The organism is Corynebacterium camporealensis (assembly GCF_000980815.1).
Lineage (GTDB): Bacteria > Actinomycetota > Actinomycetes > Mycobacteriales > Mycobacteriaceae > Corynebacterium > Corynebacterium camporealense.
The window spans coordinates 45,623-67,704 of sequence record NZ_CP011311.1; the positions used below are offsets into that span (position 1 = coordinate 45,623).

At 60.4% G+C, this 22,082-nt stretch carries 19 protein-coding genes, 1 tRNA gene and 4 pseudogenes; 11 read left to right on the forward strand and 13 right to left on the reverse strand.

The genetic code is table 11. The features are described from left to right. Positions 1-17 precede the first annotated feature (17 nt). Positions 18-827: a DUF3662 and FHA domain-containing protein gene (locus tag UL81_RS00240; protein ID WP_035106076.1), complete on the reverse strand. Its 810-nt coding sequence runs from the start codon at positions 825-827 to the stop codon at positions 18-20. Positions 828-1,028: 201 nt separating this feature from the next. Here UL81_RS00240 and UL81_RS00245 point away from each other — a divergent pair. Further along, a tRNA-Leu gene (locus UL81_RS00245) sits at positions 1,029-1,116 on the forward strand. A 191-nt stretch (positions 1,117-1,307) separates the two neighbouring features. Here UL81_RS00245 and UL81_RS00250 read toward each other — a convergent pair. Then, positions 1,308-1,632 (reverse strand): annotated as a pseudogene (locus UL81_RS00250) (IS6 family transposase); the annotation flags it as partial. A gap of 106 nt (positions 1,633-1,738) precedes the next feature. Further along, positions 1,739-2,032: pseudogene (locus tag UL81_RS11580) on the reverse strand (recombinase family protein); the annotation flags it as partial. A gap of 350 nt (positions 2,033-2,382) precedes the next feature. Between UL81_RS11580 and cmtR the strand changes: the two are divergent. Together cmtR and UL81_RS00265 are read left to right on the forward strand one after the other, a co-directional pair. Beyond that, a complete protein-coding gene (gene cmtR / locus UL81_RS00260; protein WP_035106074.1) occupies positions 2,383-2,742 on the forward strand; it encodes a Cd(II)/Pb(II)-sensing metalloregulatory transcriptional regulator CmtR in 360 nt (119 codons plus the stop codon). Beyond that, on the forward strand, positions 2,700-3,338 hold the full coding sequence (locus UL81_RS00265; RefSeq protein ID WP_201774404.1) for a cadmium resistance transporter: 639 nt from the start codon (positions 2,700-2,702) through the stop codon (positions 3,336-3,338). Before cmtR ends, UL81_RS00265 begins: the two co-directional genes overlap by 43 nt. Before the next feature lie 202 nt (positions 3,339-3,540). On the opposite strand, the pseudogene UL81_RS00270 reads toward UL81_RS00265, so the two are convergent. The 6 genes and pseudogenes from UL81_RS00270 to UL81_RS00295 form a co-directional block, all read right to left on the reverse strand. Continuing rightward, positions 3,541-4,041: pseudogene (locus UL81_RS00270) on the reverse strand (IS6 family transposase); the annotation flags it as partial. A gap of 224 nt (positions 4,042-4,265) precedes the next feature. Then, positions 4,266-4,880 (reverse strand): YdhK family protein, encoded by a 615-nt coding sequence (locus tag UL81_RS00275; protein ID WP_046453122.1) that lies wholly within the window; start codon positions 4,878-4,880, stop codon positions 4,266-4,268. 47 nt (positions 4,881-4,927) lie between these two features. Then, positions 4,928-7,162 carry a copper-translocating P-type ATPase gene (locus UL81_RS00280; protein WP_035106072.1) on the reverse strand — a complete coding sequence of 745 codons (2,235 nt, stop codon included), beginning with the start codon at positions 7,160-7,162 and terminating at the stop codon, positions 4,928-4,930. A gap of 51 nt (positions 7,163-7,213) precedes the next feature. Continuing rightward, entirely contained in the window at positions 7,214-7,540 is a 327-nt protein-coding gene (locus tag UL81_RS00285; protein WP_035106071.1) for a heavy-metal-associated domain-containing protein, read from the reverse strand. Positions 7,541-7,654: 114 nt separating this feature from the next. Further along, positions 7,655-8,782, reverse strand: coding sequence for a sensor histidine kinase (locus UL81_RS00290; protein ID WP_035106070.1), 1,128 nt, complete (start codon positions 8,780-8,782; stop codon positions 7,655-7,657). Beyond that, on the reverse strand, positions 8,779-9,501 hold the full coding sequence (locus UL81_RS00295; protein WP_086890425.1) for a response regulator transcription factor: 723 nt from the start codon (positions 9,499-9,501) through the stop codon (positions 8,779-8,781). Before UL81_RS00295 ends, UL81_RS00290 begins: the two co-directional genes overlap by 4 nt. Positions 9,502-9,904: 403 nt before the next feature. On the opposite strand from UL81_RS00295, the gene UL81_RS00300 reads away from it, so the two are divergent. From UL81_RS00300 to UL81_RS00320, 5 genes and pseudogenes are all read left to right on the forward strand, one after another. Further along, entirely contained in the window at positions 9,905-10,480 is a 576-nt protein-coding gene (locus tag UL81_RS00300) for a CueP family metal-binding protein (protein ID WP_035106068.1), read from the forward strand. Between the two features lie 71 nt (positions 10,481-10,551). Then, positions 10,552-12,033, forward strand: a complete 1,482-nt coding sequence (locus UL81_RS00305) for a multicopper oxidase family protein (RefSeq protein ID WP_046453123.1) — start codon at positions 10,552-10,554, stop codon at positions 12,031-12,033. A 150-nt stretch (positions 12,034-12,183) separates the two neighbouring features. Beyond that, positions 12,184-12,798 carry a TlpA family protein disulfide reductase gene (locus UL81_RS00310; RefSeq protein WP_035106067.1) on the forward strand — a complete coding sequence of 205 codons (615 nt, stop codon included), beginning with the start codon at positions 12,184-12,186 and terminating at the stop codon, positions 12,796-12,798. Continuing rightward, positions 12,795-13,610, forward strand: a complete 816-nt coding sequence (locus tag UL81_RS00315) for a cytochrome c biogenesis CcdA family protein (protein ID WP_035106066.1) — start codon at positions 12,795-12,797, stop codon at positions 13,608-13,610. Before UL81_RS00310 ends, UL81_RS00315 begins: the two co-directional genes overlap by 4 nt. 96 nt (positions 13,611-13,706) lie before the next feature. Next, positions 13,707-14,160, forward strand: a pseudogene (locus UL81_RS00320) (cytochrome c biogenesis protein ResB); the annotation flags it as partial. Positions 14,161-14,238: 78 nt separating this feature from the next. Here the strand turns inward: UL81_RS00320 and UL81_RS00325 are convergent. Beyond that, on the reverse strand, positions 14,239-14,949 hold the full coding sequence (locus UL81_RS00325) for an IS6 family transposase (protein WP_035106065.1): 711 nt from the start codon (positions 14,947-14,949) through the stop codon (positions 14,239-14,241). A gap of 386 nt (positions 14,950-15,335) precedes the next feature. Here UL81_RS00325 and UL81_RS00330 point away from each other — a divergent pair, with 386 nt between their 5' ends. The 3 genes from UL81_RS00330 (at position 15,336) to UL81_RS00340 (ending at position 18,622) form a co-directional block, all read left to right on the forward strand. Then, a complete protein-coding gene (locus UL81_RS00330) occupies positions 15,336-15,569 on the forward strand; it encodes a hypothetical protein (protein ID WP_035106064.1) in 234 nt (77 codons plus the stop codon). A gap of 496 nt (positions 15,570-16,065) precedes the next feature. Next, complete coding sequence (locus tag UL81_RS00335; protein ID WP_236684480.1) at positions 16,066-16,935, forward strand: hypothetical protein; 870 nt, start codon at positions 16,066-16,068, stop codon at positions 16,933-16,935. Further along, a complete protein-coding gene (locus UL81_RS00340) occupies positions 16,862-18,622 on the forward strand; it encodes a hypothetical protein (RefSeq protein WP_236684481.1) in 1,761 nt (586 codons plus the stop codon). The genes UL81_RS00335 and UL81_RS00340 overlap by 74 nt, the downstream gene beginning before the upstream one ends. A gap of 369 nt (positions 18,623-18,991) precedes the next feature. Here the strand turns inward: UL81_RS00340 and UL81_RS11880 are convergent, their stop codons facing one another. The 3 genes from UL81_RS11880 to UL81_RS00350 all read right to left on the reverse strand — a co-directional run bounded on the left by UL81_RS11880 (position 18,992) and on the right by UL81_RS00350 (position 22,061). Then, on the reverse strand, positions 18,992-19,129 hold the full coding sequence (locus UL81_RS11880) for a hypothetical protein (RefSeq protein WP_158407900.1): 138 nt from the start codon (positions 19,127-19,129) through the stop codon (positions 18,992-18,994). 192 nt (positions 19,130-19,321) lie between these two features. Continuing rightward, complete coding sequence (locus UL81_RS00345; protein WP_035106063.1) at positions 19,322-20,533, reverse strand: HNH endonuclease signature motif containing protein; 1,212 nt, start codon at positions 20,531-20,533, stop codon at positions 19,322-19,324. Positions 20,534-20,759: 226 nt separating this feature from the next. Continuing rightward, positions 20,760-22,061, reverse strand: a complete 1,302-nt coding sequence (locus UL81_RS00350; protein WP_035106062.1) for a M20/M25/M40 family metallo-hydrolase — start codon at positions 22,059-22,061, stop codon at positions 20,760-20,762. Between the last annotated feature and the right edge of the window lie 21 nt (positions 22,062-22,082).

Genomic DNA, 22,082 nt, shown 5'->3' on the forward strand with positions numbered 1-22,082 from the left:
TTTATCTTTTAAATTTATTACGCGTCGAGGCCCGTGATGCGGACCTCAATGTGGGAGTGGCCCAGGGTGATGACGTCGCCATCGGCAAGCAGCCAGTTTTCGATAGGCGTGTCATTCACGGTGGTGCCATTGGTGGACTGCAGGTCCACGAGCACAGCATCCTGGCCGTTCCAGGTAATCTCCGCATGCTGGCGGGACACACCGGTATCCGGCAGACGCAGGTGTGCATCATTGGAACGACCAATAATGTTCGAACCCTCATGCACGTGGTACACGCGAGAGGAACCGTCCTGCAGCATCAAATTGACCGCGGGGCCCTGCGGTTCCGGCTTTTCTTCGGGCTTCTGGGCGATAAACGCAGTGGTTGCGGCCTCATCGGGCTGGGTCATCGAGTCCTCCTGATCGTGATCTTCATGGAAAATAGCGTCGAAACCGGTCTCTTCGCTCGGCTCATGGTCGATGAAAGACGACACTCGGAGCTGTCCAGTACGCAGCGCCGACTCCTCCGCAATCCGCACCACCACCGGGGCCGCAAGCGACCACCCGTTGTTGCGAATGAAGCGAGTGAGCTGGTCTTCGATGTTGGCTGGCAGCTCTCGGTTTTGGGACAAGTTCTCCAAGTCCTTCGAGGACACGCCAACCAACATGACGTTTGGACTATAGAGGCGATCATCATCGCCGCGGGCCAGGTTGTCCTGGACTTCCTGTTTCAGCAATTCCTCAATCTCTGCGGGAACGACCTTCCCACCAAAGACGAAGGCCATGCCATTATCCAGGCCGCGTTGCATGGCGGAGTCCCACTTGGCCAGCTTGGCAAGCAATGCCATAGGCAGGCCTCCTTTTCCATACTCTGTAGTCCAATTGGTTTGTCTATTATAGGGCTAACCCCTAAAGAAACGTAGACGCAGCGCATTAAGTTCCCAAGATCCCCCCAGTTTTTGCGGAATTTTTACGCTTTGGCCTGCGGATTTGTATAAGTCTGTAGGGGTCGTGCTATCTTAATCAAGTCGCCAAGACATCAATACCCTGCCCGGGTGGCGGAATTGGCAGACGCGCTGGCTTCAGGTGCCAGTGTCCTTATAGGACGTGCGGGTTCAAGTCCCGCCCCGGGCACCACGAGCAGTTCAACAAACTGCTACACCGGAGGTCACAAACTCGAAAGGGTTTGTGACCTCCGGTTTCTTTCTTTTTCTGAACTTTAGCGGTCGAGGATTGCAAGTGTGGGGATTTACATCCTAACTCCCGCTCTCGCCTGTCGAACTCTTGTTTTCGATGGTGTCAATAAGTCATCTCGCTTGTTGTCTTGGTCTGACGGCCTTGGCCAGGAAACGTTTCGCTGCGGCGACGTTACGCTTTGGGGACAGGTAAAAATCCAGGGTATGCCCGCCCGCGGTGATGGCCCGATAGAGATAGCACCACCTGCCGCCGACCCGGATATAGGTCTCGTCCACCCGCCAGGACCGGGCCTGCCAATCCGGGACTTGTCGGTACCACTGTGTTTGCTTGTCCAGCTCAGGAGCATATTTCTGGTCCCAGCGGTAGATGGTGCTGTGATCGACTGGCACGCCCCGCTGAAGTCATTATTTCCTCCAGATCGCGGTAGCTGAGCCCGTAGCGGCAGTACCACCGCACTGCTCACAGAATGATGTCACGGGGGAAATGACGACCGGAGAAGATGCCCATGGCTGTGATTATTTCACGTCGCTCTTCCTACTGCCCCAACTTTGCAACAGCACCGATTCGAGGAATTGACCTTGATGGGATCAGTCAAGGTGCGCACCCCTACCCCACGCTCCTGAAGGTCATGGATCAGGTTGAGAGTGTCACGGACGGTGCGGCCCAGCCGGTCGAGGGTGTGGACGACAATGACATCTCCCGCGCGGGCTTGCTGGAGTCCGGGCCGATTCGTGGTGGATCCGGATTTCTTGTCGACGTAGATGTATTTATCCGCAACATCTTCTTTACGGAGCGCGTCGATCTGACGGTCGAGGTCTTGTTTTGCGGTGGAAACCCGGGCGTTACCAATATCCATGACCCACAGCGTGCCGGAAGTCTATTCTGCAGCAGGTTTCGCGAGTCAATTCGTTGGAATAGCTTGTGGAACAGTCCTCTCCTGGGGCTGTGTATTTTCAATTGGTTTCATTAAGGGTGTCTCACTTCCTTGGAAGTGGGACACCCTGATCGGTACGTGGGCCGCCACTGGCCTGGGCCGGAAGCTGCCGGCAATAGCCCTCACCTTTAAATCACGTCGGGAACACCGCCAACTAGGCGGCCGCTTCCTTCCTGCGCAGTGAAGGCCTCAGCCTGAAAGTGCAGACGACCTCTAGCAACAACGCCATCCCATGTTGAAGTTAGTTCAGCAACAACTGTATAGTTCAGCACATGCTGACTATTGCTTCTCGACTAGACGTGATGAACCGGTTGGGTCGGGCCATGGCGGATCCGACTCGTTCCCGCATTCTCCTGGCGCTGCTGGAGGGACCGGCCTACCCGGCCGCTCTCGCCCAGGATCTGGAACTGACGCGCTCGAACGTGTCGAACCATCTCGCTTGCCTGAGGGACTGCGGAATTGTTGTCGCCGAACCGCAGGGGCGACAGACCCGCTACGAGATCGTTGATGCTCATCTGGCGCAGGCGTTGAACGCGTTGCTGGATACCACCCTGGCCGTCGATGACAACGTCGAATGCATCGACGCCGGATGCGCCGTACCTGGGTGTGTCACTGGACAGGAGAGTGCGTAGTGGTAACCGGTCTACTGTCGGCGATTGGTCTGTTTATCGCCACCAATATCGACGACATCATTGTGCTCTCGCTGTTTTTTGCCCGCGGGGCGGGGCAAAAAGGGACCACGCTTCGGATTCTGGCTGGGCAGTACCTCGGCTTCATGGGCATCCTCGCGGCCGCAGTCCTGGTCATGCTGGGGGCAGGAGCATTCCTACCTGCTGAGGCGATCCCGTACTTCGGACTAATTCCCCTGGCCCTGGGACTATGGGCGGCCTGGCAGGCTTGGCGAAGCGATGATGACGACGATGATGATGCGAAGATCGCCGGGAAAAAGGTGGGTGTGATGACCGTCGCCGGTGTGACGTTTGCCAACGGTGGCGACAATATCGGCGTCTACGTTCCGGTCTTCCTCAACGTGGACACTGCCGACGTCATCATCTACTGCATCGTTTTCCTCGTCCTGGTGGCAGGCCTGGTCCTGCTGGCAAAGTTCGTGGCCACCCGCCCGCCCATCGCAGAAGTCCTTGAGCGCTGGGAGCACGTGCTGTTCCCGATCGTCCTGATCGGCCTGGGCATCTTCATCCTCGTCAGCGGCGGCGCCTTCGGCCTCTAATAAGCCCATCCCGAGTGAACTGACCCCCATTTTCTGGACTGGGTTAATTCTAAATGGTTAGGGTCTTTGCGGGGGCCTGGTTCCGATACTGCATCGGGGCCAGGCCCTTGAATCGTTCTTGGAGGGTGCTGTTGCAAAGTTGGGCGGAGAGCAGCGAAGACTCAGTTTCTCATCCCCTGATGACCGCTGCGTGTGGGCGTTGTTAGGCCGTCTCGAAGACTCGATTGACGATCACCGCCTCCGGGTTCGGTTGCCCGTGAGGGCAAACATCGTGCCTTGCCCTTTCCGTAATGAGTGCATCGCTTCCATCCCTTTCAACGTCCGATGTGCAGATGTCCGGTTCTTAAACGCGCCTTTCGGCCCGAGGGTCCGCTTCAGCCGACCATGGTCGCCTTCCAGGATGTTGTTGAGGTATTTCACCTGCCGTTGTTCCACTGTTGGCGGGCCGATTCCCTCGGACTTCCACTCGGCGATTGCCCTGGCTAGGGAGGGTGCTTTATCTGTGTTGATCACTCTGGGATACCCGGCTGGCGCATTGGATCTGAGGGCCTTGGCCAGGAAACGCTTCGCTGCGGCCACGTTCCGCTTCGGAGAGAGGTAAAAAGTCCAGGGTCTGGCCACCGGCGGTGATCGCCCGATAGAGGTAGCACCACCTGCCGCCGACCCGGATATAGGTTTCATCCACCCGCCAGGAACTGGCCTGTGGGCAGAGACAAAGCCCTGGAATGAACTCCTGTCACCAGGGTCATTCCAGGGCATATTTCCCCTGACTAAGAGAAGCAGTGACACAGAAGGCCTACCTCAGCGTGGGCCCTGTGGGCGTGCAGGTTCCGTGTGTGGCTGGTGTGCTGTGGCATGGTCGGCAGCGATTGATGACCGACCTTGGAGCGGGTGCCTTGTCTGGTCTCGCGGTTCAGGGTGGGTGGACTATTCGGCGGGTTGGATCTCGCTCTCGGTGACCCACTTGTGGTTGGTCATCGTCATCCCGTCGACGGTGATATCAACCATGTAGACCGTCTCCTCGGTGGAGTAATCGATGGTGGCCTCAGCACCCTTCATGCCGGACATGTGCTCGGCATCCAGGACAACGCTCGCCCCGTCGGGCAGGGGGGCCTGACCCGGATCGACGAGCTCCTCATGGACGACCCAGCGGTGGTCGGTAACCGGGGCCCCACCCTCGGTGGGGGTGTAGCTGACCGAATAGGTCGTGGTATCAAACGCCCCGGAAATGGTGGCGGTGGCGCCGTCCATGCCGGGCATGTGGTCAGCGGTGAGGATGACCTCGGTGCCCACCGGGTACGTGGGATCCTCGGCCTCTTCAATGCCTGCCGGCGGTGCCCCGCCGTCGGCAGGGTGGTCGTGCCCGCCGTGCTCTTCGTCGGCAGTGGTGGAGTCTTCCTGGTGGGTCTCGTGGGTCTCTGCGGTTGCCGTCGTGGTGCTGGTGGTGTCGGCATCGTCGGAGTTGTCGGCGGCGTCGCTGCAGGCGGTCAGCGCCAGGGTGGAGGTCAGTACCAAGGCGGCGAGGGTAATGCTGCGTTTCATGAGTGTTCCTTTCAAAGGTGGTGTGAGTTAGGAGTCGAGGGACAAGGTCAGTCAGTAACGGTTACGGGGGATATCGACTCACTGTGTTCCTCCTTCCCGTCGGTCGGAGCCAGGTGAGCCGGCTCCAGATCAATGCGGCGCAACAGCTGGGCGTTCAGGGCCACCACGATGGTCGAGGCAGACATCAAGATCGCGCCCACGGCCGGGGACAGCACGAACCCGATCGAGGCGAGCACTCCGGCGGCCAGCGGCACGGCGAGGATGTTGTAGCCAGAGGCCCAGATCAGGTTCTGGATCATCTTGCGGTAGCTGGCCTGGGACAGCTCAATCATCGACAGCACTGCCCGCGGGTCATCACTGGCTAGGACCACCCCGGCAGATTCCATGGCCACATCCGTGCCGGCACCGATGGCGATACCGACCTCCGCGCGGGTCAGAGCGGGGGCGTCATTGACACCGTCACCGACCATGGCCACGCTCAGGCCACGCTCCTGTAACTGGGTGACCTTGGTGTCCTTGTCCTGGGGCAGGACCTCGGCGAAGACCTCATCGATCCCCAGGTCCTTGCTCACTGCCTGGGCCACCTGCTGCGCGTCACCGGTGATCATCGCGACCTTCACCCCGCGGTCCTGCAGGGCTTTGACGGCGGCGCGGGATTCGGGGCGGATCTTGTCCTCGACGGCCACGGCACCGATGATCTGACCGTCGCGGACAATATGGAGCACGCCGGCCCCACGCCCGGTCCAGGCGTTGGTGGTGTCGGTGAGCTCGGCCGGGGTGGTGAGGTTGAACTCGCGCAGCATGTTCGGCCCACCCACGAGGATCTCAGCGCCATCGACAGTGGCCCGGACCCCGCGGCCGGAGGCGGCGGTGAAACCGGTTGCGCGCAGTGGGCGGCGTGAGGCCTCCGGGTGTGCGGCCGCGGCAGCCACGATGGCGCGGGCCACGGGGTGTTCACTATCGGCCTCGGCGGCGGCGGCCAGGGCCAGCAGGTGCCCTTCCGAAGTACCGGGCACCGGGGCGACACCGGTGACCGCGTGCGCACCCTCGGTCAGGGTGCCGGTTTTGTCGAAGAGCACCACGTCGATGGTGCGCATCCGCTCGAGCGCCATCCGGTCCTTGATGAGCACCCCGGATTTCGCGGCCCGCTCGCTGGAGATCGCAATGACCAGAGGAATCGCCAGGCCCAGGGCGTGCGGACAGGCGATGACTAGCACCGTAACCGTGCGCACCACGGCATCGTCTGGGCTGCCGATGGTGGTCCACACCACCGCGGTGATCAGAGCGGAGATCAGCGCGAACCAGAACAACAACGCTGCCGCCCGATCCGCCAGGGCCTGGGCCCGGGAGGAGGACTCCTGGGCGTCGGCAACCATGCGTTGGATCCCGGCCAGGGCGGTGTCCCCGCCGGTAGCCTCCACCCGGATGCGGACGGTGTTGTCGGTGGCCACGGTACCGGCGACCACCTTGTCACCGGTGTCGCGGAAGACGGGACGGGATTCGCCAGTGATCATCGCCTCATCGAATTCGGCGGCTCCGTCGAGGATGGTTCCGTCGGCCGGCACTCGGGCACCGGCCCTCACCAGCACGACGTCGTCGACGACCAGCTCGGAGATGGCCACGGTGCGGGTAGTTCCGTCGATGACTTTCTCGGCCTCATCCGGCAGCAGGGCAGCCAGCGCGTCAAGCGCGGAGGACGCGGCCCCGAGAGCGCGCATCTCCAGCCAGTGCCCCAGTAGCATGATGGTCACCAGCAGGGCCAGCTCCCACCAGAAGTCCAGCTCAAAACCGCCCAGCCCCAGAGTGGTGACCCAGGAGGCCACAAACGCCACGGTGATGGCCATGGCGATCAGGAGCATCATCCCGGGTTGGCGGGATTTCAGTTCTTTCCATCCGCCCTTGAGGAAAGGCATTCCGCCGTAGACGAAGATGATCGTGCCCAGCACCGGGGGGATCCAGGTGGAACCAGGGAATGCCGGGAGGTGGTAGCCGAGCAGGTGGGCGACCATGGGGCTGAAAATAACGACGGGAATGGACAGAATCAGCGACCACCAGAAGCGGCCCCGAAACATTGCGGTGCTGTGTCCGGCGTGTTCGCCGTGACCATGAACGTGGTGGTCTTCGTCCAGGGCGGAGTGCGGGTGATCGTGGGGCATCGCCTGGCCGTGGGTGTCGGCATCTGCGTGGTGTTCATGGCTGGCATGATCCGGGTGGTGGGTGTGGTCTGTTTCCGGAGCGGGGTAATCACCATGGTGAGCGCCCGAATGATTGGGAGTGCTCATGACGTTCCTTTCGCTCAACCCGGTCGGGGTCGAGATGATGGGTAAAACTGATCAGGATAAGACGGCGTAGCCGGCCTCCTCAATGGCCCGGCGAACCATCTCCGGAGGTACGACACCGGTGACCGTGACGGTGGAAACACCACCAGCAGCGAGATCAATCTGGACGTCGTCGACCTGGGGGAGGGCCTGAAGAGCCAGGGTCACGCTTTTCGCGCAGTGCCCGCAGGTCAGGCCGGTGACCTGGTAGCTAGGGGAGGACCCTCCTGCTGACGAGTCGCTAGCGGCAGGGATGGAGGCGCTGTCGGCACGTGAGGCAGGTCCGCAACAGCTGCAGCCGTGGGAGACCATCGGCAAGAGGCGGGGCGGGGAGGTGATCATGGGAAAGCTCCTACGGGTCGGTGGGATGCGGTGATGCTACTCTCTAGCGTATACCCCCCAGGGGTATATTTTCAATGGGTGGAGGGCACGGCCCTCACGCGGGGCAGGGTGTGGTCACTGAGCAGCCTCCTCACTGTCGGGAGGGGACAGCGGGAGGCGGAGGGCAAACACCGCTCCGCGACCGGGTCCGAGGGAGGTGGCGGTAAGAGTGCCGCCGTGGGCCTCGATCAATGCCTTGGAGATGGTCAGACCGATACCGGCCCCGCCGTCGTCCCGGCTGCGGGCGGCATCCCCCCGGTAGAAGCGTTCGAAGATGTGTCCGAGCTGGTCAGGTGGGATGCCCTCGCCGTCATCGGCGACGTGGATGAGCGCGGTCGACGCCCCCTGTCGATGGACGCTGATCCGGACCTGCCCGCCGGCCGGGGTGTGCCGTAGCGCGTTCGACAGGAGATTGCTCATCACCTGGCCGAAGCGTTGCCGGTCCACGAGCACCCGGATAGTGTCCGTAATGGTCTCGACCTGTAAATCGACGCCTTTGTCAGCATAAGCTTCCCCCGCGGCAGCAGCGGCGGTATGGAGCAGATCCCCGAGCCCTTCCTCCGTCAGGTCCAAATCGATCCGGTGTTCCTGGGCCCGGGAAACATCGTCGATGTCTTCCATCAACCGGGTCAGGCGGGTGAGCTGGTCAGCCATGATCGTGTGGGTGGCATTATTCCAGTCCACGACCCCGTCCTGGAGGCCATCGAGGTAGACCGTGAGCACCGATAAGGGGGTACCCATTTCGTGGGCCAGATCAGAGAGCATCTGGCGGCGGACTTGTTCGGTGTGTTCCAGCCGGTCGGCCATGGTGTTGAAGGCATGCGCCAGGGTGGTGACCTCGGGGCCTGCTTCTCCGGCGGGCACGCGGATACGGTAGTTGCCGGCCGTCAGGCTGGTAGCGGCGCGGGTGAGATCCTGCAGGGGGGTGCGCAGACGACGCGATAACCACAGGCTGGCCAGCAGGGCGCTGATCAAGGCAGTGGGCAGGGCGACGGCCAAGGTGATCAGGTTGGCGCCCCGGTAGGCCTGCTCGGCATGGAACAGCTCCAGCGAGGGGTCCTCCCGGCCGGTCATCAACATATGATCATGGAACAGGATCGGACCCACCATCGTGGCCACGGCCGCGGCCACCAGCAGGCTAATCACCACCACCAACACCTGGGCGGCCAGGAAGCGGAAGGTCAGGCCGGGTCCGTGATTCATGGCTGCCCCACCCGGTAGCCCACGCCACGCACGGTGTCGATAAACCCCCGGCCCCGGGTGTCGGTGCCGAGCTTGCGACGCAAGTTGCCGATGTGGACATCGACGATGCGTTCATCACCGACCCAGGTGGTGTCCCAGACCTCGGAGACCAGGTCGTGGCGGGTCAGCACCTGGCCGGGGCGCAGGGCCAGGGCAACCAGCAGCTCGAACTCCGTGCGGGTGAGCTCCACGGTCGTCTCCCCCACCCGCACCTGATGGGCGACGGGGTCAAGAATGAGGTCACCAACGATCAGGGGAGTGGTCACCTGCGGTGGGGTGGTGCTGGTGCGCGGGCGGCGCAGCACCGCATACACCCGGGTCACCAGTTCCCGGATGCTAAAAGGTTTGGTGATGTAGTCATCCGCCCCCAAGGTCAAACCGCTGATCTTGTCGTCCTCGCTGCCACGCGCGGTGAGCATGAGGATGTAGCAGTCCGAGAAGGTGCGGATCCGTCGGCACACCTCCAGGCCGTCGAGTTCGGGCAGCCCCAGATCCAGCACCACAACATCGGGGGAAAAGCGACGGGCCTCGTCCACGGCCTGGGTGCCGGTGTGCGCCTGGCGGGTATCGAAGCCGGCCCGGATGAGGTAAGAAGCCACCATCTGAGCTAGGGGTTGTTCATCATCGACGACCAGCACCCGCCCCGGGGGCGTGGCGGTGGTCGGTGTGCGGTCAGCCATAGGCCCTAGTATCGTTCCGGCCAGGGGGGAATACCACCCTCGCTCAGTGCCCGGCGGGAAATCTTCATCAAATCTTCAAACATCACCCTTCGACCGCCGTCACCCCTGTGCCCCACCCCGGGTCGGCGGCATCGCCTCCCCTGGTCAGCTCAGCAGGCGCCACCAGGGATTTCACTGCCTGCACCGCATACCCGGGGCGGGTAGAAGGACATCGCCCACGGCTGTGGGGTGGTGTCCCGGTGGTGACCCAGCCCACCGAATTCACCCCCTTTTCGCCCTGTTATAAGGCTGTGAGCAGGGTTTTTAATTTCTGGGCCGTCAGGCACCCGTGCTAGATAAAGGTATGGCATCGACCTTGAGGCGGTGTCTTCTCACCGTCTTACCACGATCCAAGGAGATTGACGTGAAACGAGCAGCGATCGCAGCCGCCGCCCTTGCCCTCGCCCTCACGGGGTGTTCGGCCACCGACCCGGAACTCACCGCCGAAGGGACGGTGTCCCAGGATACATTCCTGACTACCCATGGCCTGGCCGCCATGGACGCGGTGGAGATCATTGATCACCTCGACCGGCAGAAGGTCACTGAGCGTCCCACGGATCTGATCGCCTCCGTGCGTGCCGATGAACTGCTGCTCTCGAGCGATGGCCAGGAAGTCGTGGTCGATCTTCCCGACAATCAGACGTATGTCTCGATCGCACCCTATCTCACCTCCACCCACGACTGCTTCTACCACAGCCTCACGACCTGCCGGGGGGAACTCGACAATGAGGACATCCAGGTCACGATCACCGATGAGGCGACCGGTGAGGTGCTGGTGGACGAGGAGACAACCACCTACGACAACGGGTTTATTGGCTTCTGGCTTCCCGATGATGTCACCGGCCTGATTGAGATCAGCTACCAGGGGCGTACCGGCACCACGGAGTTTTCCACCGCCGACGACGGTGCCACCTGTGTCACAGACCTGCACCTGACGTGATGGCTCAGCAGGGTCCTCACCTGCGCGTGTCTCCCGTATCACTGAAATCTAACACCAAGAAAGGTTAAATCATGATAAACGGATTTTCCCGACGACAGTTTCTGCTCGGCGGGCTCGTCCTCGCCGGCACCGGGGCCGTGGCCGCCTGCACCAGCGACCCTGGACCCGCTGCCTCGGCACCAGGTTCCTCCCTTCGCCCCACTCCCACCCCTACTGCGCTCGGTGAGCCGACGGTACGCCGGACACTAACCGCCCGGCCCCTCTCTCTTGATATCGGCGGCATCGAAGCCAAGACGTGGGGATACGTCTCTGACACCGGGGATGCGGCCATTGAGGCCACCGCCGGCGACGTCCTCCAGGTCGATATCACCAATGAACTGCCTGAAAGCACCTCCATCCACTGGCATGGCATCGCACTCCACAACGCAGCCGACGGTGTGCCCGGCATGACCCAGGACCCCATTGAACCTGGCGAGTCTTTCTCCTATGTTTTTGAAGTCCCCCACGGTGGCACCTACTTCTACCATTCCCACACCGGCCTGCAGCTTGATCGTGGCCTGCACGCCCCACTGATCGTCCGCGACCCGCAAGACGCTGAGGACCAGGACGTCGAGTGGACCATCGTGCTCGACGACTGGGTCGATGGTATTCAGGGCACTCCCGACGATGAGCTCGACAAGCTCACCGGAATGGGTTCGGGCGACCATAACGGGAGGATGGGAATGGGAGGTCACGGCCAGATGATGCACGGCACCCCGGACCGGGTGCTGGGCGGGGATGCCGGCGATGTGATGTATCCGCACTACCTCATCAACGGACGTATCCCCCGTGCTCACCGGACCTTCGAGGCTCGCCCAGGCGACAAGGCCCGCCTGCGGTTTATCAACTCCGGCGGTGACACCATCTTCAAGGTGGCCCTCGGTGGTCACCGCATGACCGTCACCCACACCGACGGCTTCCCTGTCCAGCCCTGGGAGACCGAATCGATCTACCTGTCGATGGGCGAGCGTGTCGACGTCGAGGTCATCCTCGGCGACGGCATCTTCCCGCTCACGGCTTTGGCGGTGGGTAAGGACGACCGCGCCTTCGCCGTCATCCGCACCGCCGGCGGCCAGGCCCCCCACCCCGATGTCGACTTCCCCGAGTTGTCGTCCACCGGACTGCTTCTGTCCTCCCTGAAGCCAGCAGACCGTGCACTCCTGCCCGAGGGCACACCAGACCGAGAAGTCAGCATCGACCTGGGCGGGCAGATGATGCCGTATGAATGGCGCATTCTCACCGACGGCCAATCCTCCTCCGCGACCGTGCAGGAGGGCCAGCGCCTGCGGATGGTCATGCGCAACAGGACCATGATGCCCCATCCCATGCACATCCACGGCCACACGTGGGCGCTGCCCGGCAGCGGCGGACTACGCAAGGACACCGTCCTTCTCCGCCACGGTGAAACCATGATCGCCGACTTGATCGCTGACAACCCCGGGGAGTGGGCATTTCACTGCCATAACGCCTATCACATGGAAACCGGGATGGTCAGCTCGCTTCGCTACGAGTAACCCCCACAGCAGGGTTGAGTGCCGAGGTGGGCAGAGTCGCTGCAGACCACCTACCGGGCAGCACGATGACCTTCCTCGGTGTTGTGGTCTTCCGAGACAACCAGAACACCGTCTTCTTCCCCACCGCCCCGGAATAAGGAGATCTAATCCATGCCGAGCACACCCCGCAGAGCCGCCACAGCGGTTGCCGCGGTGCGCACCGCCGTGACCCTGGTGGCCTGTTCCTCAGGCGACGGCGCCCGAAACGCCGTCGCCGTCGGGGGCACCTTCCAGTTCCACTCACCAGGAGGCCAAACCGAGATTATCTACGCAGAGGAGGAACGTGCCCCGCTGCCGGACTTCTCCGGCCCGTCGCTGATGGAGGAGGGTGAGGAGATCAGCCTGTCTGATTTTGAAGGCGAGGTCGTCGTCCTCAACGCTTGGGGGCAGTGGTGTGCGCCCTGCCGCGCGGAGGTCGATGACCTGCAGCTTGTCCAGGAGACGCTCGAACCCCTCGGCGGCACCGTGCTGGGCATCAATGTCCGCGACTACAACCAGACCATCGCCCAGGACTTCAAACTCGACAACGGTGTGACCTACCCGTCGATCTACGACCCGCCGTTTCGTACCGCCGCGGCCCTGGGAGGGGTACCGACCTCGGTCATCCCGACCACGATCATCCTGGACAAGCAGCACCGCCCCGCAGCGGTGTTCCTCCGGGAGGTCGACGCCGAGGACGTCCTCGACGTCGCCCTCCCACTGGCTAAGGAGGCACCAGCACCATGACCGTTGATGTGATGGCGCAGCTGGTGATCGGCCAGCAGTTCGCTGACGTTGCGGCCACCGGGCCGCTGCTGATCGGCATCCTCGCTGCTGCTGCCGCTGGCCTCGTCTCGTTTGCCTCCCCGTGTGTGGTCCCGTTGGTCCCTGGTTATATGTCGTATCTGGCCAGTGTGGTCGGCGGCGAGATCAGCTATGACTCCGAGCACGGCTCCGTGGTGACCAAAAAACGCCAGTGGGCCGTGACCGGTGCCGCCGGGTTGTTCATACTTGGCTTCACGGTCGTCTTCGTGTTGGCCACGGTCACTGTCTTCGGGGCGATCAGCATGCTCACGCTCAATGCCGAGGCCCTGATGCGCATCGGTGGGGTGATCACCATCCTCATGGGGCTGACGTTCATGGGCATGGTCCCTGCCCTGCAGCGTGATACCCGCATGGCTCCGAAGAAGTGGTCCACCTGGCTGGGAGCCCCACTGTTAGGCGGGGTCTTCGCTCTGGGATGGACCCCGTGTCTGGGGCCCACGCTCGCGGCGATCATCTCTGTCTCGGCTGGCACCGAGGGTATGACCGCCGTGCGTGGGGTCATCCTCATCCTCGGCTACTGCCTGGGCCTGGGACTGCCGTTTTTGCTCATGGCCTTCGGCTCGGCGCGCGCAATGCGCACCGTCGGTTGGCTGCGCCGCCACTCACGCAAGATCCAGATGTTCGGCGGGGTGCTCATGGTCGCCGTCGGCATTGCCCTGGCCAGCGGGGCGTGGGTGTACTTCATCAACTGGGTACGCCAGTGGACCGTCGAATATGGCGCTACCTTGATCTAACACCTGACCGGTCACCCCACCGGTCACACCGACTTAATCCCCATCCCTGCAGCCGTTACCGCCCGGTGCCGGCTGGGGTCTGGAAGAGGAACACTCATGACCACCCTGATGCGCACCCTATGGACGTATCTGAAGAAGGCCTGGCACTGGCCTGACCAGCATGCGCACCGCGCTAGTCCTGCTGTTCGTCCTCGCCATCGCAGCGATCCCTGGCACCATATTGCCCCAGCGCAGCCTCAATCAAGGCAACGTCGCCGACTACATCGCCAACAACGGCCGCCTAGCGGAAATCTACGACCAACTGCAGCTGTTCGACGTCTTCGAATCCACCTGGTTCAATTCCATTTTCATACTGCTGACCATTTCCCTGGTCGGCTGTATCCTGCCACGCTCCTGGGACCACTACAAGGCGATGAAAACCCCACCGACCCGGGCCCCGAAAAGCCTGGCCCGGTTGCCATTACATGCCACCGGCATGATCGACAAGCCGATATCAGAGGTCACCGCACATGCTTACCGACGGCTGAAGAGATGGAAGGTTGCCGAGTATGGTGCTGTTGCAAACTTCAGGCGGAGAGCCGTGACGACCCAGTTTTCATCCTCTGATGCTCGCTGCGGGTCGGCGTTCTCAGGCAGCCTCGAACACCCGGCTGACGATCACCGCGTCCGGGTTCGGGTGCCCGTAGGCAAACATCGCGCCCTGGCCTTTCCGTAATGTGTGCATCGCTTCCATCCCTTTCAACGTCCGGTACGCCGAGGTCCGGTTTTTGAACGCCCCCTTTGGTCCGAGGATCCGTTTCAGCCGCCCATGATCTCCTTCAATGACGTTATTGAGGTATTTCACCTGCCGGTGTTCCACGGTCTGCGGGCAGATTCCCTCTGACTTCAACTCGGCGATTGGCCTGGCCAGGGAGGGTGCTTTATCGGTGTTGATCACCCGCGGGAACCCGGTTATCGTGTTCGACCTCAGGGTCTTGGCCAGGAAACGCTTCGCTGCGGCGACGTTACGCTTTGGGGACAGGTAAAAATCCAGGGTATGCCCGCCCGCGGTGATGGCCCGATAGAGATAGCACCACCTGCCGCCGACCCGGATATAGGTCTCGTCCACCCGCCAGGACCGGGCCTGCCAATCCGGGACTTGTCGGTACCACTGTGTTTGCTTGTCCAGCTCAGGAGCATATTTCTGGTCCCAGCGGTAGATGGTGCTGTGATCGACCGGTACGCCGCGTTCGGTCATCATTTCTTCCAGATCGCGGTAGCTGAGCCCGTAGCGACAGTACCACCGGACCGCCCACAGGATGATTTCACGGGGGAAATGACGACCGGAGAAGATGCCCATGGCTGTGATTATTTCACGTCGCTCTTCCTACTGCCCCAACTTTGCAACAGCACCATTGAAGCTGCTGTTTCAAGAATTTTGGTGCATATTGCACCGCAACTCTGTGGATCTATTATTGCACTACCTGGGAAAACACCTCATTGTGATTTCTTTTCCTGATTTCTAGTGCGAGTGCCGGTTCCATCCGGTAGTGTGCATAATGACCTTCAAGGTGTAGTCAGCTTGGGGTCCTTGTGCTTACTGGCTATTACGTGAAGCGACCCTGGGACTAACCACCCCAAAACGGGAGAAACCATCGTGAACGTGCGGCAAACGTTTGCCGTTGCCGGGAAACCGGAAAATGATCTTTGGATCGTTATTCAGATGGTGTAGAAGGAGCTCGTTTCATGGAAATCCCGCCCCCGCATTTTGGCCGGAGAAAAACACGCGTAGTCTCCGCGAACGAATTTGTTCGTGTTGAGCTGATGCTTCCTGCACCTATTGTTCAACGCCTGGCTTCTGAGTCGGCAGAGATCGGCTGCTCAATGTCGCGAATAATGGCGCGTTGGCTGCGAGAGCTTGATGTGCTCGATGGCGAAACTAGAGTTTCGCAAGAGGCAAAAGGGGGCATGCCGACCTAAATAGCAATTATCGGACAAATCCGAAACACAATCAGGGCCCGATCCTGCAAGATCGCGCCCTGTGGTCGCCGACGTTCTGCAAAACGTTGAGCGAAAGAATCCAATCAATTCACTGCAAGTTACATGAATGGAGATGCGTCTATCTTGTCATGCCTCAAAATATTTAGCAACAGTGCCACTCGATCCAACGCCTCAAGCCTGAGGGTGGTGAGCCCGCGTGGGTAGATTTACTGCACTTGCAGCAGCACCCGCAGTCGTCGAGAAATCAAAGCACCGGAATACTCCAGCTGTTGCGGCGATCGGTCAAGCGTCGCCGTCGAGGGTGCGGCGACTTACTCGACGCACGCTGCCTGATACGGATCGCTATCTGAGACTAAAGGAGCTCGGAATCCAGCGTCCAGCGGGACCACTGCGGAGTGACGCCATTGACCGTGCAGCGCTTGTCCAAGCGCACACCCGAGCTATAGACGAGGTCGCTGATGCCAAGGCGACCCGCGTGGTGGCGCGATACCTCTACGATGAGGCGATTGTTTTCGGCTCGGTTGACGAAGAACGAGCGCTGACGCGCCCTGCAGTGGATAAATGGCTTTTCCGGGATGACGTCTTTTCTCGCAGGTCACAGCGCACATACCGGACGATCCTCTATGCGGCAGGCCGGACGCTGTACCCTCACGAATTTCCTGAACCACATCGTCAACGAGGACCGCGCCGCAAAGCGGTCCCGGCCGCGCGCCTGTCACTGGAGACCGAGCTGTATGCGATTGCTCCGAACCTCCGACCGACGCTGCGCGCGCAACTGCTGACGATCTTGGATCTCACTACCGGGGCGGGCTTGTCGTCTCAGGAGATCCGCCAACTGCGGGGCAGCGACATTTCCCCTCTTGAGCTGGCAGAACGCACGGTGGTGCAGATCGCTGTGAGGAAAAAGGGAGTTATCTCCCGCGTGGTGCCGGTGGTGTGTCCGGTTCGAGGGCATCGTCTTTTGACTCGGGCACGCGAGGTCGGCCAGGGTTACGTGTTTCCTATCGTGGGGGAAACCATGCCTCGAAATGCGATCTGTCATGTGGCGGAAGAGCTCGTTGAGCAGGGGTTTCCTGGATTTAATGCGGCGGCGCTGCGAAACCGTTGGGTGGTAAAACTGGCCTCTGATCCGGGGGTCCCGGCTGCAATGCTGATGAAAATGGCAGGCATTGCTGACCTGCGGGTTTGCATGATCTGGAAGCGGATCTGCCCAAGTTTTCGCCGGAAGACGAGGCAAAAGCCTTGCTGCACTGTGAGGAGGTGGACGGCTGATGACCGTTGCGATGCAGGAGCAGAGGGTGATGATCTCGCCGGACTATGTGGACAGCTGCGCGGCTGTGATTGAAAAATCCGGTGCTCACCAAATGATTGATTTCTATTTTCACCAGGACCGTGGCGTGGGCGGACGCAAATCCACCGGGCCACAGTATTCGATGCTGGGTGTGCTTACTGTGGGTTTGGCTTTGATTGGGATTCGGCGTGTGCCCTCGATGGCGGAGATCTGGCGCACTCTATGGACCCTGGACCCTGTTCAGCAGGCCCGGCTTGATCTAGATCTTTCTTGCTGCGAGGGCTCGTATCGCGCTTTTGCCATGTGGCTGACGCGACGAATTGAGCCACTTGATTCACTGCCGGACGCTCCTGCGCGTCGTGTGAAAAATGGGGATCATCGTCGAATGATGGCCGCGCGCTCTCCGGAGCAAGAACAAGCCTCTGAGGTTGCATCTGAAAGGCTCCACCAAGTTGTCAACGCCTTGGTGGCAGGCTCAATTCACGAGCAAGCAACCAAGGGATATCGCGGCGATATCATCGCTGACGAGACCATCATCGACCTGGCAGGCCAGTCTATGGGGCTAGGCAGCCGCGATACGAAACGTCGCGGTGCCGCGTACTCGGGTGCCTATTATATCCGCGATCGCGAGGATCATTCCTTGCATTCCGAGCTGGGTACCCGGCGTAGTACCAAAGGAGGTGTGGCCGTTGGCATCACTGCGGTGTGCCGCGTCGGACCACCAAAAGCGGTCTACTCGGTTGCGCCGGTGATTACGGGGATTTCGATTGATAAACCAAGCTCAGGTTCGGTGCAGGGTTTGACGCGTGCTATTCGTTTTCATCAAGAAAATGGGTTTGATCAGAGCATTAAGCGTGGCCGTTTGCCATTGCTGACCGTCGATATGGGGTATAACGTTAAGCAGAATTTCAACGATGAATTGCTGGCCGCAGGCTATGCTCCGGTGGTTCGCTATCCCAAATCCTGGCGGACCGTTTTCGCATCTGACAGCACTGCAGGTGAAGAACCTGCTAGTGGGCCACTGCAAATCGCTGGTGAGTTTTATTGTCCTGCTGCGCGTGGGATCGCAGGTGACGGCAAAATAGTTCGACGCACGATGGAGCTGCTTGGAGAGGACGATGGTTTTGAGCGCCACGATGCTCGACTCGAAGCTCTATTCCCGCTGATCATGGGGACTAATTCGAGGCCTTATCGGGCGCGTCAAGGCCGTGGCCGCCCTCGTAAGCAGGAAGACAATTCAGAGAAGCCGGTGAAAATCGATTTGGTCTGCCCTGCCGTGCAGGGGCGAGTGCGATGTCCGCTTAAACCGGCGTCGATGACGCTCGCATCCGAGGATGCCCCGGAGATTTCACCTAGCTGGAGTGCAGATCACTATAAATGCTGCTCAAAATCCAGCATTACCCACACGTTTACCTCTGAACAGTGGAAACGTGCCCAGTGGGGTCTGGTTCCTGGATCCTGGGAGCACGCAACCTATTATGAGGCAGCCCGTGCTATTACCGAGCAACGTTTTTCAATTATGAAATCCCCGCACGTTACTGGCATGGAATCGTTCAAGCGTGGTGTTCGGCGTGAGCCGATGCTCTACATCACGCTCGCGCTGTGGGTGGCCTCGACGAACCTGGCAATTCAAGAGCAATTTGAGCGGAAAACCGCAGGTCAGGACTCGATGACACGACGACTCCGCATGGTCCGTGAGGACACTGGCCGAGACCTGGCCAAGGTGCCGCCCCGGACTTAATTGTCTGGGAAATAATCTTAAACGTATGTTCTAATGCTCACCTGGACTTTTCTAGGTGGGCATTTTTCATGTCACCTCTTTGTGTTATACGCTGTCGCCGACCGGTGAGACGGTGATTTTAAGGCTGTATTTGTGCCAACAAGGGTGGGGTGTGGGTGTAGTTAATTCTCGGGAGAATTCATATCCGCAGTACGGGATACGCTTTTTGAAAAGCCATGCTGAGCTGCCATCGTGAACATCACACCACAAGGTCGAAACCGTTTGGTTTCGACCTCATTTTTGTTTTGCAGGTTCGGGATTTGGGCAGCAGAAAGCCGTCGACAAGCAATGCTTGCCGACGGAATTCCTGGAAAGGTTAGACCCTCTTAGTTAGGCAGCGGTTGCAGCTTCAGCGCCCTCGGTAGCAGCCTCGGAGGAAGAGGACAGCTCCATGCCGGAGAAGGCGTCGATCATTTCCGGGATTTCCTTGATGATGCTGAAGATTGCTTCGACGATGTCAGTGATCATGGTGTACTCCTTGAGTGGATGTGATTGGAAACTTCCTCGTTTCTGAGGAGGCGATTCATAGCTTAAGCAGGCTTTTTAGGCCTGAAAACCGGTACACCAAAGGACACACCAGGAGTGTACGAAAGTAGATAGCCCTTTTCCCAGCATATGGAATTAGGGTCGGCTAACTTGGGTACTTTTGGACACCCCCGATCAGAAGGGCGGCGGGGGAACGTCATCTTTTTCGACGGTCGGTTCTGGATCTGGCTCCTGTTCGGGATGTGCTGCGTCGTAGGCAAACCGCCGGCGACTGGCGACGGCCTGGGCAAACGTCTGCGCCCAATTCTTCTGTCGCGGTGCTAGGGGACCGGTGGGTTCGGTGGTCTTCCAGGTGCCATCGTCGAAAAGCCAGACGATATCGCCAGTCCACGGGTCCATGATGTAGTTCGCCGTGCCATCGGTCTTGATGTTGTGGTGATGCTGGCACAGGCACGCGAGGTTGTGCGGCGCGGTCGGGCCACCGTCGGAAAAATTGACGCGATGGTCAGTCTGGCAGAACTCCGCGCGGCGATTGCAGCCCGGGTAGCGGCAAGTACCGTCGCGACCTTCGACGAAACGGCGAATCTGCTCTGGGGTGATATAGCGCGGGCTTTCCATGAACGGGTCCATCACGCGGCGGGTACCTTCCGGCAGGGACTCGCCGGTCATCCAGCCGTGGCCTGGCACAAACGCTGGCGCATTCGGGATGTCTTCGTTCTTGTAGACATTGATGACCACGTTTGGGTCTGGCTTGGCCTTGCCGGTAATCAGCATGATGAGCGCCTCGGCTTGCGTGACTTCCTCCCGCTCGGCAACCAGGCGCACCTGCTTATCGATGCTCGCAATCAACAACGTATCTCCCTCCAGCGTCAACATGGAGGTGCGATCACCGAGCGGAGTGACCTCGTAGCGCGGCTTGCGCTGGGGATTTTCCAGCGTGATGGTGTCATCGACTGCGTTAACGATGTCGTTGAGGCGACGCTTCAGGTTCGCCTTGGTCGGTGGGGCCTGGTTGGCACGCTTTGGGGTTAAATAGCTGACGAGGAGCTCGTCGATGCGCTCGAGGACATCGGGAAGCGGCTGGCCCAACTTGTTGAGCGAGGTGTCGATAGCAATGAGCCGATCGAGGTCCAGCACGCACTGTGCGCGCTGCAGGGATTCGAGCTTGGGTAGTTCGGTTAAGCGGTGGAAGGCACAAAAGATCTTAGAGATGCGGTTTTGGCCGGTTCCGGTTTGGGAGTAGAGACGTTGGGTGGCTAATTCGAAATCAGTTTCGAGATCTGGAACATGGGATTCCCAGAAATCGATTTCTTGTTGTCGGAGTCTTTGGGCTGCTAATGCGGTTGGATCGGTCGGGCTAAGGTGTGAGTAATAAGGCTCTGACATGAGAGATAACCTAAGTATCGTTAGAACGAACTTTCGAAAACTAGCTTAGACTATCTCCCGGACATCTGCAGTGTGAGCAGCGTTTTCCCTGTTCGCCAGAGCTAAAAGCTCAGCGACGAAAGGTTCTGAATTAGCTCGGAAAGCTGTTCGATCAAGTCTTCGATCAGGGTGATGCCAGGGAAGGGTGCTGGGGCAGTTGGGTGAGTTAGATTCATGCCCTCATAGTTTAGTGGCTTAAGAATCGCGTCACTAGCTTTTCGTAGGCAGAAACGGTCAGTTCCAGGTCTTCGAGGTAGAGGTGCTCGTCGTGGCTGTGGAGCTGTGAGTTGGCGCTGGCCATGTCGCGGGCTTCGGCGTGCATCGCAAAGCCATATGCATTGCCCCCGCGGCGGCGGGCAAAGCGCAGGTCAGAACCGCCGGTGGCATGGACGGGCACGACATCTTTGTCCGGGAAGAACTCCTGAGCAGTCTTGACGATGTCGCCCCACAACAGCGTGTCCGTTGCCGATTCGGTGGCATCTTCGGTGATGAGGTGTTCGATTTCGACTTCGTCGGCGAGGTCGCCTAGTGCGGTTCGCAGGAAGTCGTCCAGGTCCTCTTGGGTCTGACCAGGGAAGGGGCGCACGTCCATCTCGAGGTAGGCGTGGGAGGGAAGCACGTTGATGGCGCCACCGGCACGCAGGACGGTCTGCGAGATGGTGGTGTGGCTAAAGGCATGGGCGTAGGCGGCGAGGTTGCCGAACTGGGAGTAGTCGCCGGTGCCATCGATAAGCGCGGCTTCCGTGTCGGGATCGAAGCGGAAGGTGCGGACGAAGCCTTCCCAAATCTCATTGGAGGCTGTGGGTGGCTCGGCAGCAGCGATGCGGCGGGCGACCTCGCCAATCTTGACGATGGCAAAGTCCTTCCCATACGGCGTCGACCCGTGACCGGCATCGCCGTGTACGTGGAGTCGTCGCTGGCCAGCGCCCTTTTCGCCGACGTTAAAGGCAACGGCGCCCGGCAGATGGGAGCCACCGGTCTCCGACAGGCAGTTGCGCCAGGAAAAGGCCTCGGGGTGGTTTTCGGAAATATAGCGAATGCCCAGGCCACCGCGGGCTTCCTCGTCAGCCATACCGGCAAAGGCCAAGGTGCCGCCCGGGTTGCCGCGGCGGGCAATCTCACGCGTTACGGCTGCCATGGAGGCGGTAATAAAGAGCATGTCGACGCTGCCGCGACCATAGAGGATGCCGTCTTCGATGTGGGCGGTGAATGGCGGTTTGGTCCACTTGGGTTCATCGACAGGTACGACGTCGGTGTGTCCCAGCAGGGTCAGCGGCTCCTTGTTCGGATCGCCAGGCACGGTCACAACGATGGAGACGCGACCGGGGTGGGACTCGTAGCGCTCAATCTCGACGTTCTCGCCGGCGAAGAACTCTTCTAGGGTGTTGGCGTTGCGGACCTCTTGGCCAGAATCGGCGGTGAGGTCGTTGACGCACGCGTTTTGGATGAGTTCTTGGAGGAGGGCGAGGGTGTCATCGTAAAGCGTCATGCTCCATAGGTTAACTAAATA